At 44.6% G+C, this 13,631-nt stretch carries 16 protein-coding genes; 4 read left to right on the forward strand and 12 right to left on the reverse strand.

The genetic code is table 11. The features are described from left to right. Positions 1-2: 2 nt before the first annotated feature. The 3 genes from GVO63_RS11410 to GVO63_RS11420 form a co-directional block, all read right to left on the reverse strand. Entirely contained in the window at positions 3-1,178 is a 1,176-nt protein-coding gene (locus GVO63_RS11410) for a hypothetical protein (protein WP_159579962.1), read from the reverse strand. Further along, positions 1,178-1,648, reverse strand: coding sequence for a hypothetical protein (locus GVO63_RS11415; protein WP_159579964.1), 471 nt, complete (start codon positions 1,646-1,648; stop codon positions 1,178-1,180). Before GVO63_RS11415 ends, GVO63_RS11410 begins: the two co-directional genes overlap by 1 nt. A gap of 89 nt (positions 1,649-1,737) precedes the next feature. Then, positions 1,738-2,742 (reverse strand): glycosyltransferase family 9 protein, encoded by a 1,005-nt coding sequence (locus GVO63_RS11420; protein ID WP_159579966.1) that lies wholly within the window; start codon positions 2,740-2,742, stop codon positions 1,738-1,740. 93 nt (positions 2,743-2,835) lie between these two features. On the opposite strand from GVO63_RS11420, the gene GVO63_RS11425 reads away from it, so the two are divergent. Then, complete coding sequence (locus GVO63_RS11425; RefSeq protein ID WP_201285140.1) at positions 2,836-3,561, forward strand: 3-deoxy-D-manno-octulosonic acid kinase; 726 nt, start codon at positions 2,836-2,838, stop codon at positions 3,559-3,561. A gap of 108 nt (positions 3,562-3,669) precedes the next feature. Further along, entirely contained in the window at positions 3,670-4,158 is a 489-nt protein-coding gene (gene coaD / locus GVO63_RS11430) for a pantetheine-phosphate adenylyltransferase (protein ID WP_159492002.1), read from the forward strand. Positions 4,159-4,184: 26 nt separating this feature from the next. Here coaD and mutM read toward each other — a convergent pair whose 3' ends face one another. From mutM to rpmB, 4 genes are all read right to left on the reverse strand, one after another. Then, a complete protein-coding gene (gene mutM / locus GVO63_RS11435; protein ID WP_159492000.1) occupies positions 4,185-4,994 on the reverse strand; it encodes a bifunctional DNA-formamidopyrimidine glycosylase/DNA-(apurinic or apyrimidinic site) lyase in 810 nt (269 codons plus the stop codon). After that, a complete protein-coding gene (locus GVO63_RS11440; RefSeq protein WP_159579970.1) occupies positions 4,995-5,459 on the reverse strand; it encodes a hypothetical protein in 465 nt (154 codons plus the stop codon). It abuts the gene before it with no gap. A gap of 230 nt (positions 5,460-5,689) precedes the next feature. Further along, positions 5,690-5,845: a 50S ribosomal protein L33 gene (gene rpmG / locus GVO63_RS11445; RefSeq protein ID WP_012516577.1), complete on the reverse strand. Its 156-nt coding sequence runs from the start codon at positions 5,843-5,845 to the stop codon at positions 5,690-5,692. An 11-nt stretch (positions 5,846-5,856) separates the two neighbouring features. Next, positions 5,857-6,093, reverse strand: coding sequence for a 50S ribosomal protein L28 (gene rpmB, locus GVO63_RS11450; protein WP_012516576.1), 237 nt, complete (start codon positions 6,091-6,093; stop codon positions 5,857-5,859). Between the two features lie 417 nt (positions 6,094-6,510). On the opposite strand from rpmB, the gene GVO63_RS11455 reads away from it, so the two are divergent. Beyond that, positions 6,511-7,272: a glycosyltransferase family 25 protein gene (locus GVO63_RS11455; protein WP_159579972.1), complete on the forward strand. Its 762-nt coding sequence runs from the start codon at positions 6,511-6,513 to the stop codon at positions 7,270-7,272. A gap of 93 nt (positions 7,273-7,365) precedes the next feature. On the opposite strand, the gene GVO63_RS11460 is transcribed toward GVO63_RS11455, so the two are convergent. The 5 genes from GVO63_RS11460 to radC form a co-directional block, all read right to left on the reverse strand. Then, entirely contained in the window at positions 7,366-9,468 is a 2,103-nt protein-coding gene (locus GVO63_RS11460) for a YjbH domain-containing protein (RefSeq protein ID WP_159579974.1), read from the reverse strand. Then, on the reverse strand, positions 9,465-10,214 hold the full coding sequence (locus GVO63_RS11465; protein WP_159579976.1) for a capsule biosynthesis GfcC family protein: 750 nt from the start codon (positions 10,212-10,214) through the stop codon (positions 9,465-9,467). Before GVO63_RS11465 ends, GVO63_RS11460 begins: the two co-directional genes overlap by 4 nt. Beyond that, positions 10,214-10,903, reverse strand: a complete 690-nt coding sequence (locus tag GVO63_RS11470; protein ID WP_159491986.1) for a YjbF family lipoprotein — start codon at positions 10,901-10,903, stop codon at positions 10,214-10,216. The genes GVO63_RS11465 and GVO63_RS11470 overlap by 1 nt, the downstream gene beginning before the upstream one ends. Before the next feature lie 93 nt (positions 10,904-10,996). Beyond that, entirely contained in the window at positions 10,997-11,350 is a 354-nt protein-coding gene (locus GVO63_RS11475) for a hypothetical protein (protein ID WP_159491984.1), read from the reverse strand. A gap of 92 nt (positions 11,351-11,442) precedes the next feature. Beyond that, a complete protein-coding gene (radC, locus tag GVO63_RS11480) occupies positions 11,443-12,120 on the reverse strand; it encodes a DNA repair protein RadC (RefSeq protein WP_159491982.1) in 678 nt (225 codons plus the stop codon). A gap of 207 nt (positions 12,121-12,327) precedes the next feature. Here radC and coaBC point away from each other — a divergent pair, with 207 nt between their 5' ends. Continuing rightward, a complete protein-coding gene (coaBC, locus tag GVO63_RS11485; RefSeq protein WP_159579978.1) occupies positions 12,328-13,557 on the forward strand; it encodes a bifunctional phosphopantothenoylcysteine decarboxylase/phosphopantothenate--cysteine ligase CoaBC in 1,230 nt (409 codons plus the stop codon). Positions 13,558-13,631: the final 74 nt, after the last annotated feature.

The following is a 13,631-nucleotide window of genomic DNA, read 5'->3' on the forward strand; positions in this document are numbered from 1 at the left end:
CCTTAAAACCAATACATCAACTGCAGAGACCACATTTCCCAGTGTTTGTCTGCATGAGATGCAACGTCCATATTTAATAGACTGACCACACGCGTTGCCCCCTCTACCCAATGATACTCGCCCTGAAGTCTCCACTTAGGTGCAATGTCCCAGCGCACACCAACTGTATAGGTATCTTGATAACCAAAATACGCAGGTACTAGACCGCCTGACATCGCCTCAAGCTGTTTGCCGTCCCTGTCTGAGGTGTCATTGACATAAGTGTCGTAGCCAATAAGCCCGCTTACGTCGTTGTTGAACAAATATCTAAGTTGAACAAAACCACCTTCACCTGTACGTTTCGAAACGAAGTCGGGAAAGAACAATCCCTGGCTGTCTTGAACTTCACGGATCAATTCAGCTGAAACTTCCCAATTCTCGGCGAAGTATTGGCCCGATAGCATAATTCGCTCAATGTTCGCGCCACCTGCAATACGGCTATCCTCTTCTGACGGTGTATACCTAAAGTCAGAATTCAGCCAGCTTGCTCCTAGCTTCCAAGTCATTGAAGCAGGCTGCCAAAACACACTGGCTTGATGCACAAAGTCCTGTTTAATTTTACCTTTTGCTTCATTCCCTAACAGGAAATCTCGCTGAGAGTCATTGATGTTCGAGCGTCCATAACTCCAGTTAAGTTCCCATATATTGTTTTCTCCAAAATGGGAAAAGCTCGTCTGAATACCGTTGCTGCCAAGCGCGACATCTCGAAAGCCGTCAAAATAGACCGATTGGGGAAGTACAGAGGTATAGCGTGTCTGCGGTACGTCTCGCGTTACCGAATAGAGCCAATGTCTATTTTTAAATCGCCCTGCATGAATTTGACCGCGCCATCCGCCGGGCAAATCTGGCAATTTCCAATCTACAAATAAGTAATCTAGACGAGCCCCTTGCTCAAAACGGTTGCCACCATCTAAGTAGTTAATTTGCCCCGCAATCGATATGTTTTCAGCCAGTTGATAATAGCCATTGAGACCGATTTCGGTAAGCTCTCCCGTCACATCATCATTGTCAGTAATAAAGCGGCTTCCTTTCGACTGGGTAACCCCTTGGGAAACATAACCATGCCATGAAAAGTCGGAGGAGGAAGCAACAGTATTGAAGCTGGCTAACCACAACGCGTAAACAATATACTTTTTCATTATAAATTTACCTCTACGCGTCGTAGCTTCACGATATCATTGCGCTCGACATAGCCTATGGCACCCTCGGTATTTTCCAAAGCGTCTATTAACGCTTGATACGACGTTACTCTCACCGGCGTCACTCCTTGACCTGAATAGGTGATTTGGTCCCATATACGAGACAGTTGATAAGGAAACATTTGAAGTATGTCGCGGCAAAACTGCTTGTGCAGTTCGTCTCTATCTTCAAGTACAAATACGGTGATCTTAGTGCCGTTGTTCCAATACTGACGCTGCCCTGTAAAAATCTGACGAAGCTCAGACCGGCTTAACTCTGCTACCATCACACTTTCGTTCACCATGACGTATAGCTCTGAGGCGTTTACTTTAGGCACACTTATAACGAGCGCCGCCATGATAAGCAGCACCAATTTAAGCTTTTTTAAAGCAAGCACGTGAGTTAGCCACCGCAACGCTGGCTTTTTCATTCAGAAACGACTCCCTGTTATAACGGAGGTACACTTTGCAAAGCTAAGTGTAGATAATAGCTGATTGTTTTACCTTACAACAAAGTAAATCACTGGATAAATGGGGCGACTTTCTTCTGCACCATCTCCACTGTGATTTTTTCCATTAACGCACTGCCTTTCGCACGGACTCCCCACGAAAGACGTTCCCACGATTTCCCCTTTTGCGCTTCAATGCATTCATCATAAACAGACACCACTTTATCAAGGTCCAAATAAGGCCCTGTTCGACGAGGGTTTGAATGCGCATACAGCCCAATCACCGGCGTGCCTACGGTCGTGGCCATATGGGCCGGGCCTGTGTCAGGAGCAATAACAAGGTGAGCATGCTTTAACAACATAAGGAGTTGATGCAATGACGTTTGCCCAGTGAAGTCTTTAAGCGGATGTTTTACGTTAGCTTTGATTGCATCGGCTGTTTGCCGATCGAGTTTCCCCGGACCACCGCACAATATCACGTTGACTCCCGCCTCTTGGATATAATCAGCGATACTCGCGTATCGCTGCGGTAACCAATTTCTTTCTGCCTTACTCGCAGCAGGGGAAATAACCACATATTTTCCAAGTGCATTGGCTTGTTCTGCTCCCCAAGCTTCATCTTCTGAACTGACTGGAATATTCCACGCCAGCGACTCACTTTCAGGAACGCCTAGTGCATCGGCAAAATCCATAAAACCTTTAAGTACATGGGCGTGTTTTGTTGCAGCAATACGCTTATTTGCAAATAACCAATGCAGTTCTTTGCTACGCGCCCAGTCAAACCCAATGCGTTGCTTCGCTTTAATTACGCGTGACGCCATATTTGCCCGCAGGGCCACCTGCATCATCAGGAGTGCGTCAAAGGTTTCATTTGCTACAGCAGCTTTTAACGATTCAACCGCAGCTTTGCCCTGTGATTTATCAAAAATAATGAATCTGACATTGGGCATCAGCTTAACCAGCTGGTATTCCACTTTTCCTATGACCCATGTAATTTCAGCATCGTGCCACTGTGTTTGAATTCGAGTGACCATAGCCACGGCGTGACAAACATCACCTATGGCTGATAAGCGCATTAAACAAATCTTTTTACCCACAGAAGCTCTCTCGTTGCTGAAAAACTAAAATAAATCATTAGAATGTGAAATTTACCATAAGTTGTGGGCAACATGGCGACAATACGACGAGACATCGGTGCTGGACACCACTTTATTTTCGACGACACGCTGATCAAGCAGCCCAACACAGATATGTTTAACCCCGAGTTCTGGCATGGGCAAAACAAGATTACAGGTCAAGCAAAAGGACGTGGTACCACTTTCTTTATCGAGCACGAGCGCCAGCACTGGGTTTTGCGTCATTTCAAACGCGGTGGTCTAGTGGGAAGAATACTGAGCGATCAGTATGCCTTTCTTGGCGTTGAACGTTCACGCCCTTTCGAAGAGTTTAGATTGCTCACACATATGCGTGAAAAAGGTTTGTGTGTTCCTGTCCCCGTCGCAGCTCGCATTCACCGCAGGGGGCTCATATATCGCGGCGATCTCATCACGCTTAACATTCCTAACAGTCGGGATTTGCACCATTTACTTTCAAGCCAATCGCTATCGAAAGACGAATGGCAAAAAGTAGGACACGCGCTCGCGGCGATGCACAACTGCCAAGTGTACCATCACGATGCCAACGTCCGAAATATTATGATTGACGATAGCAAACAGGTTTGGCTAATCGATTTTGATCGTTGTTGTAAAAAAGAGGGCGAAGGATGGAAACAAGGTAACATGGACCGTTTACTGCGTTCGTTACGCAAAGAAAAAGTAAAAAATACCGTTTTCCATTGGGAAGAAACGCATTGGGCATGGTGCATGGACGGATATAATGCGGTGATAGCGAAATAATGCGTTCTTGTCAGGTAGTGTTGCCAGCAGCGCTAAACTTACGTGATTATTGTGTTACATTAACCACGTTCAACACATAAATTACTTATAACGATAAGACTATACCTTATGCACACACGAGCACTTTATCCCGGCACCTTCGACCCAATTACTAACGGGCATGCCGATCTCATTGAACGCGCATCGCAGCTATTTTCTCATGTAATCGTAGCCATCGCATCCAACCCCAGTAAAAAGCCGCTGTTTACGTTAGAAGAACGCGTAGAAATGATTAAGAAAGTTACCGCCGACTTACCTAATGTTGAAGTCGTCGGTTTTACTGGCCTGCTCGCTGATTTTGCCGATGAGCAAAATGCTACAATCTTAATTCGAGGTCTGCGCGCCGTGTCTGATTTTGAGTATGAGTTTCAATTGGCCAACATGAATCGACGCTTAAATCCGAAACTTGAAAGCGTGTTCTTAACGCCAGCAGAAGAAAACTCGTTTATTTCTTCCACATTGGTTAAAGAAGTTGCACTACACCGAGGCGCAGTGAGCGGGTTTTGTCATCCCGTTGTGGAACAAGCATTAAGAGATAGGCTAGGTAAAAAAGACTGAACGCCTTAAACAAGCGCAGTACAAACCTAACGCTGGCAGCGGGTACAGAAAAACGTATTGCGCTGCCCAATGACCTTGCTTTCTATCGCTTTTCCACACACTTCGCACGGCTCTCCCTTCCTTCCATACACGTTTAAGTGCTGAGCAAAGTAGCCCGGTTTTCCATCGGTTTGCGCAAAGTCTCTTAAGGTGGTCCCACCTTGTTCAATGGCCTTGGCTAACACTTGTTTTATTCTTGCGGTGAGTGCTTTATAGCGCGCTTCACTTATGTTGCCCGCAGCTCTTCGGGGGTCTATGCCTGCTAAAAACAGCGCTTCGTTTGCATAAATATTACCAACTCCCACCACAATAGCATTGTCCATGATAAAGTTTTTGACTGGGCCTTTTCGGTTGCGCGATAACGAAAACAATCGGGTATCATCAAAATCGTCTGTAAGTGGCTCTGGGCCCAAATTGTCTAGCATGGCAAGTTGGGTATCAGGCGCTTGATATAACACAGCACCGAAGCGTCTAGGGTCATTTAAACGCAAACATTTACCTGTGTTTAATACTATGTCGACATGATCATGTTTGATAACGGGTGTTGTTGCATCAATGACCCGTAATTTGCCCGACATACCTAAATGTAAAACTAGCGTGCCTGTAGCCGTTTCAATGAGCAGGTATTTCGCTCGGCGACTAACGGATGTCACCGCTTGTCCTTCAACACTAAACACCTCATCAGGTATCGGCCAGCGCATTCTTCGCTCACGAACCACTACTTTTGTAATGGTGTTGCCAATAAGGTGGGGAGAAACGCCCATACGGCTTACTTCAACTTCTGGTAACTCAGGCATTTATTTAATCCAGGGTAAAAGCTTATCAAGGTCGGTATTGGTTAATGTGTACCAGTTATTTTCAAATTTGATCACTGTTGATGTTGGATCTGGGTAGATGGCATACAAAAGGCCATTAGCGTTACCAGCGAGCCATACAACGGTAATATACGGCTGAATTGCTAACACCGATTCTGGAATTTCAGTGGCAGGCGTTAATTCGGCGCGCTGCCAATGAGAGAACTGCACATCGGGCGTAATGGCTAGGTGTTGAACCTGTCCTTTTTGACGCCACTGCTGCCCCACTCGCTCTAAGCTGTTTCCATCGTGCTCAATTTTTAGCACATAAGTGTCTTCAGGCAATAATCGCCGTGTCTGCACGTTATTTTTTTGAGGACGGAGACTGTCTAAATTAAACAGCGCGATCATGATGAGCATAGCGATGATAACGACGTTATTCATTGCTCGCTGTGAAATTCTAGCCACGCTTTACACCCATGAACATTAAAAGTAACCGATAGCCCAATATACTAATGCCTCATTGATACAGACGCTAATTCAATTCGAAAAAAGTCTGTATACCAATCCGCATAGATAGGGATCTGTCGTATGCGCTAGGATGATCTGCTGCGATCTGTAAAGGGGATAATAATTGAGGGGTAAAACGCAAAAAACCCAGCAAAGGCTGGGTTTTCGTGGAGACAAAAGCAAGCTAATTACTTGATTTTGGCCTCTTTGAACATAACGTGCTTACGCACAACGGGATCGTATTTTTTGATCTCCATCTTGCCAGGCATGTTACGCTTGTTTTTATCAGTGGTGTAGAAGAAACCTGTACCTGCTGAAGAAACTAGTTTAATTTTATCACGCATTGTCGGCTTCCTTAGATTTTCTCACCACGGGCACGGATGTCAGTTAGTACTGAATCAATACCTTTCTTATCGATGATACGCATGCCTTTAGCAGACAAACGTAGTTTTACAAAACGGCTTTCGCTCTCAACCCAAAAACGGTGTGTTTGAAGGTTTGGTAAAAAGCGACGACGAGTCGCATTTCGTGCGTGTGAACGGTTATTACCAACCGTTGGACGCTTACCTGTTACTTGGCATACTCTTGACATTGTATTTGTCTCCAGAACAACGATAACTGTCGCGTCAGTTAATCCCAAGCGCTCAAACAGTGGTTGGGTCAAATGACGTATTACTATAAATTAGAGGGCGCATTTTATACAGCAAAGGTAGGATCATTTCAATAAGAAAGTACAAAAAGGTTACTTTTACGTACTATTTTTGCACAAAATACCACCAGCACTCATTTTTAACAGCCTATATTGTACTTTCCCCTTCGTCGTTAAGCTATGAATAAATACATGCATTACATTTTAAACGCACCTCGTATTATTTCACTTAACCGACATCAAATCGTCATACTTTCTTCGTAAAGGTGTCATGTATATCCCTCAATCTAGAAGTTAGTTACTACCCCGCTAAATGCAACCCTCATTGTGTTTAGCGCTGCTGAATATGGCAAATGCAACATGACCCCTGTCTACCTGATTAATTTAGATAGAAGTACCGATCGTTTAGCAAAATCGAAAGCGCAATTAGAGGCGCATCAATTGCATTATGAGCGCATTGCTGCTGTGTGCGGTCAATCTCTTTGTGAAGACGTGTATCTAAAGCACTATTGCCCCGATTTAAATAAAGCGCGTTACTACTATGATTTGACGCCTTCTCAGATTGGTTGCTTTTTGAGTCACCGCGAAGCGTGGAAACACATTGCAGAAGGAAATGCAGATTACGGTATTATTTTAGAGGACGATTTTCTTGTTATAGGAAATATCCAACGAGCACTGGCCAGTATTGATACGCTCACCATTGACTGGGATCTCATAAAACTTAGCGCCTACGCAAATAGAGAGAGGCCTATCGCTCATAGCTTTGAACTCAACGATGAGTTTAACTTAGTGGTGCATAAAAAGCCGATGAGTGGTGGCGCAGCAACTGCAATTTCTAAGCGAGGAGCACAAAAACTGTACGCCTCTACCGCCAAATTCGGCAGACCCTGCGACACCGAAATTCAACATTTTTGGGAACACGGTATATCAGTGTTATCTCTCATGCCTTACCCTTTTTCTCAAGATACAACCTGCGCTAGCACCATTACTTGCGGCAAAAAGTCTAAAACGAACAGACGTCCTTTAAGCAGAATTAAACAGCAATTTTATCAATATCTTAGAAATAAAAATGAAGTGAGTAAGCAACTGAGAACTTTAACTCTGCAGTTAGGCACAAGGTAGCCAAATTTTAAGAACACACTGCCAGCAAAATCAAAAACGCGGCGACTGAAGTCCCCCAATAGTTGGACATTCCAATTACTGGGGGCTGTTTATTTAGTCGAAAAAGGGTGACCTCGCCTCTGTCAGGTCTATTAAACGTGAGGGGCGACGCAGCAGCTGGCCACCATCACGAGAGATAGGCACCCAAGGGAACAAACCACGACCTTTCGAAGGTTCTAGCAAGAACAAATCCGTAGGAATGGAAATATAGAAGCCTTTGGTAAAACTACCTTCGCCGTACTCTTCGGAGGAGACATCCGTGAAAGCCGCGAACGCGCCGACGATAATGCCACTGTCAAAGCGCTTGGCATAATCAATATTCACACCTTTATCTTTCGCCAAGAATTGACCTGCACTTACCGTAATTTGTGTACCGTCTAAGAATTCTGGCTGCCAATACACGCTCGCGTGTCCGGTGATGGTATCGTAATCCTCTAAGCCTGTCTGACTGTAAGGATCACGCTGTTTTACGTAATTAATATCCAAGCCATATGCGACATTGCTATCGACAGGACGATACAATATTTCACTTCCCACACCGGCGAACATGGTTTCTAGGTAACCCGCATACGCCTGTACATAAATATCTTCAGCGATATTATCTTTGTAGTGCAAAAATGCCGTATCTAACCAGACATCGTTCTCAGATACGTATTCGCGAACCCGTGTACGCACACGAGGTAAGGATACGTCTTCGCCGTCTACCAAATAGTTAAACTTATCGAAGTTATCAAGAAGCGTGACTCGAGCACTGCTCATAACAGAGAAGTTTTCATTAAACGCATAACCGCCGTTTAAAAGAAGTCCCGTCTGATATAAAAAGAAATCTTCTGGGTTTCCAAATGACTGTGTGAAGAAGAAATCGGCGCCGTAAAATAGACCTGAAGTATTTTCAGGGTCGTATGCTTCTCTCACTTCTTTAGAGGGTGACGTTCTGACATAAGTCTCAGTAATATCTGCGTCCACCGACTCATAACGGGCAGCAGAGATAAAGGCTTCGGCATCTATTTGCGTATCGACCATTGGAAGCCCACCGCGATTATCCACCACGTGATAGGTTTTAACGCTATCAGGAAGTTCTGAAGCGGCGACGCGGCCAACACGCTCAATCGCCTCTTCTTGATCGCGATATTTAAGCTGGGTGCCGTAAAAAGTAGCACTGTCTTCTTTAATTTCAGCGTCCGATAAGATAAAGCCGCCGGCATTATATAAGTCGTTATAAAGTCGAGATTTATTGACGTCTTTCACATCAGAGGGCGCATTTCTGCCCATTAAGTTTCGCGGGTCTTCATCGAACTTGATTTGCGACGCTGTATTCATGTTAAAGCGATAGGTGACACCAAAACCTATGGTGTTGCCCCGTTGATAGTTCAACGAGAAATCAAAGTCTTTGTATCGGTAAACCGCGCCCACATTCCAGCGAGAGTCTTGTTCTAAACGCCCCGCCCTGTCGCGAGAGTAATCGTTACCCTCAAACTCCAGTTTAAGCGTTAACGGCTCCCATGGTGTTTGATATTCTACGCCTCCAAAGAACGCGGTAGTGCCTTTGAAAAACTGATCGTAGTCTACCTTGCCACCACGACCTGAAAAGCCTCCAGGTCGTTCACAGAAGCTATCTTTAACCTCACAGAATGGGTTAGTGATGTCGTCAGCGGTGCCTAGGTAACCCCAACCTAAACCTAAATGGAAATCGAACGGACCTACAGACTTACTGGCATTTACATATTCGCTTTCAAAAAAGCCGGTTCCACCGAAGTCTCTGAAGCCAACGCTGATATCAGGGAGGTAGTAACTCTCTTTCCATAACCTGAATTTAACGTCTAAACCCTTATCTTTAAGAGTTTGATCGCCACTGAATGACTCTACCTGACTGTAGAGTCGAGTACGGACGTCAGTATAACGGGCAGTCGCTTCCATCCAATCATACAGTTGAATGTTTACTGACCAAAAGCGGTATTCACCATTGTCCGTATAGTTAATAGCCATTCCACCTTCATCGCGCATACGCGCTGTAGGCGTTTGTATCAAACCATTTCCGCCTTGCACCATTTGCGACGGTGTGACACGAATTTGAGTATCGGCGATAACAGGGGAAGAAAGCGCGCTTCCAATGACAAGCGCAAGTGTTTTTTTCTTAGATAGTAGTGGCGCACTCATTGAGGTAAAACCCTATGTACTGCTAGCGCGGCGACGCGCTTATTTAATTGCTCAAGTTTATCGCTGAAAAGCTCTGATGAAATAGGCACATAAACCTGGCTACCCGGCATAATTTGGGCAAAGTCTATATTCCAGTAAGCAATTCCCTTTTCTTTAATGTTACCCATGGGATCAATCACATACACGTGACTTCTGTCAGCATCAACCGCCTTTTTAACAGTGTGTACTGCAGTGTAAACCGAAGTATCACTTTGATGTTGATAGGCACCGGGCTTAACTACCGCACCAGAGAAATGGACCACGTTAGGTCTGCCATTTAAGCGAATCCAATATTTTCCCGGTTGAAACATTGGGTTATCTTCGAAAAATAACCGAGCGCGGTTATAAGAAATCGGCATATCAATACGGGTAGACACGGTCCATGACGCAACTTGTTCATACAAATTTTTGAGTGCTGCATGGGTTTCGGAGTCTTCATCAAACTGAGTTAAAAGCGTTCTTATTTCAGATAAGGCGATTTCTTTCTGACGTTCAGCCTCAGGATTCGATAAATCAAACGCAGAGGCACTAGGCCAGTACCAATCGCCGTTGTCGGCTACAATCGACAGCGCGCTGGACAGTCTTATTGGTCTGTCAAATTGATACGTTTGCTTGTTGATCATGATGCTAACCATATTATCGTCAGCAAATAGTGAACCTGATGCGGTGATGCCTAACGCAACAATGAGCGTAGAGATAAACTTCATTATTGTGCCGCTCCCTGCTTACTCATTTCACGCACAATTCGGCTTAAGTAGACCATATCGTACTCGTCTCCTTCCGGACTAAACTGTTGCTTAGTGGCTAACAACGCTTTCGAATACTTATGCAAAAAATAGGTATTTTCCCATGACAAACCCACATCGATAAAAGGGGTGTATTCTGAAAATGATACATGCTCGACGACTTTTATCACTGGCACAGAAAAACCAAGGTATTCACGGGTTTCTTCTCCCTCAATTCTCCACGATGAATCGACAGGTATACCATAACCAATATTTGCTATGTCGACCTTGCGATCCCACTTGAACGGTAAAACGTTATCTGTCGCGAGCGGGTTATGCTGCAGGTTGCCCGTGTAATAAAGGTCGTTGTCTAAACCTTCTGTATTAACAATGATACCGTGGTGCATAGTGAAAATAACTCTATCACCGGATACCCATCTGTATTTATCGCCATCAATATGGGCTAGCGCAAGAGAGGCAGTGTCCCTTTCACCCGCTTTAATCTGCATAATATCAGCTTTACTGGCCGCAATTTCTTCAACAGTATAAGAAACACTTCGGTCTTTTAAAGCGAGTTTCAACGTATTGTAATAAGCAAGTGTGGTGGTTGAGCACCCTGAAAGAGAAAGACAAAGAAAGCCTAGAATGGCCATAAGAATGTGTAGTTTCATTGAAGTACGCCGACTAAAACTAAAAACAAATAATTTTGCTATATAAATAAAAAAAGCCGCTAAAAAAAGCGGCTTTTTCGAATACTCTTAAATTTACTGTACGGTCGGTGCGTAAGTAAAAGTAACAGGCACAGTAATTGTTTTAGTTACAGTGCTAGTACCAGAAGTAGTAACAGTAACTGTGTTAGTTGTACCAACACATACGCCGTCTACCAACGGATCGTCGCCTTCACAAGTAGGTTGACCTGGAGTAGTACCACCATTTCCTGGTGCATCAGCAGAGTTGTTGTTGGCAACACCCGCGATAATACCCGCAGCAACAACTGTAGTAGCAATTACACCACCACTAACGCCACCAATTCCTGAAGTACCACCTTCGTTATCTTGTGCGTTAACACCCGCTACCATTGTTGCAGCTGCAAACAATGCAATAATTGACTTCTTCATAACAGTCCTTTAATAAAATTACCCACTGAATCCTATGCTAAATCATTTTCAATGATTTGACTAGATTATAATCGACAAATGACCTAGGTTTCTTATGTTAGCAAGCCTCTTTGCGCAAATGAAATAGTTTCTTTGTCTCCAACCACAAAATGATCGAGCACGGGCACGTCGATCGATGCCATGGCATTTTTGATCTCTGTCGTTAAACGAATGTCTGCATGACTAGGCTCTGCAACGCCTGATGGGTGATTATGCACAAGAATGATCGCGGCCGCGTTATCGATCATAACTTGTTTGATCAATTCTCTTGGGTACACCGCAGCACTGTTGATCGTGCCGTTAAACATAGTTCGAAATGCAATGAGTTGATGCTGACTATCCAACATCAAAAGTGCAAACTTTTCCCGCTCGCAATCTCTTAATTTAGCCTGCAGGTAGCGCTTTGTGTCATCCACATTGTTGAACACGTCCTGCCGATTAAGCTTTATTTCTAAATTGCGTTTATATATTTCAAACCCTGCTTGAAATTGCGCATATTTACACGGCCCAACACCTGTTATCTTCGAAAATTTTTCTTCTGACGCAGTTGCCACGCCGCGTAAGCACCCAAGTTCATGCAATAGCTCATGGGCCACAGCAACGGCACTCTTTCCCTTTACGCCTTTTCCTAACAATACGGCAATGAGTTCTGCGTCACTCAAACTTTCTGCACCATGCTGTAATAACTTTTCTCTCGGCCTTTCACTTTTTGGCCACACTTTTATCGACATGCTCTTGGTCCACCTGCTCAATGAAATTGAGTTTATAGATGAATACCAACGTGTTGACGACTGTATTAAGGGTCTGTTTCTCCCCTTACATATAGCGATACGCAACAAAATAAATACTCAGGTTTTGCTACATCGACTTTTGTTCAGCTACCCGATTTTTTGTCTCCATGGTAGGCTAACAATAATTTCGAGATTTTATGTGCTTATATGTCTATTGCTAACAAAAACATTTTGCTGGGTGTGACAGGCGGAATCGCTGCCTATAAAGCGCCTGATTTGGTGAGAAAGCTTACCGCGCTAGGCGCTAATGTTCGTGTGGTAGTGACAGACTCTGCCGCAGAATTTGTAAGCCCTTTGTCATTACAGGCTGTATCGGGAAACCCTGTCCATCAGCATTTATTAGACCCTGCAGCGGAAGCCGCCATGGGGCACATAGAGCTTGCTAAATGGGCCGACATTTTACTTATTGCGCCGGCAACCGCTAACACATTAGCGAAGCTCGCTCACGGCATGGCCGACGACCTACTCACGACGTTGTACTTGGCAACAACGGCAACACTATACATAGCACCGGCTATGAACCAGCAAATGTGGAAAGCGGTTGCTACACAGCGCAATATTTCCTATTTAAAAGAGCATGGTGTTACGTTCATAGGTCCAGCGAGTGGTGAGCAGGCATGTGGAGATGTAGGCTCTGGACGAATGGTTGAACCCGTCGATATCGCAGAACAATTAAACCGCGAGAAGGACAGTACATCGCAACGCTCTCCAGCGCTACAAAGTTTAGCGGGTAAAAATGTGATGGTCACCGCAGGGCCAACCAGAGAGCCCTTAGACCCGGTGCGTTATATTTCAAACCATAGTTCTGGCAAGATGGGGTTTGCTATTGCGAAAGCAGCGGCATCAGCCGGTGCTAACGTCACATTGATTGCAGGCCCAGTATCTCTTGCTACACCTGCCAACTGCGCTCGCGTTGATGTAGTGACAGCCGATGAGATGCTTTTAGCGTGCGAAAAGCGAGTTTCTTCAACAGATGTCTTTATTAGTACGGCAGCCGTTGCTGATTATAAAGCGGCAGCCATTGCAGATAATAAAATCAAAAAAACAGGTGATGAGTTAACACTTACTTTTGTTAAAAACCCTGATATTCTAGCAAGCATATCCTGTAGACAAGACAGGCCATTTTGTGTTGGTTTTGCAGCTGAAAGCCAAAATGTGGAAGAGTACGCTCGTACTAAGCTGACCAAAAAGAAGCTTGATATGATTGCCGCAAACGACATAACAGCGGAAGGTCTGGGGTTTAATAGCGATAAAAATGCGTTGCATGTGATTTGGCAAGACGGTGATAAATGTTTGCCAGCAACCAGTAAAGATGAGCTCGCGCAAGAGCTAGTCGCACTTATCGCGGAGCGCTTTGCTCTTCGAAATAAACGCTAACAGATGCTTATTAAGTGTCGATAATAAAAACGATAAATATAAACGCTTTGGTGTAAGCCAACTTAACATGGAGC

Origin of the sequence: Alteromonas sp. KUL106, assembly GCF_009811415.1 — a bacterium.
Classification (GTDB): Bacteria; Pseudomonadota; Gammaproteobacteria; order Enterobacterales; family Alteromonadaceae; genus Alteromonas.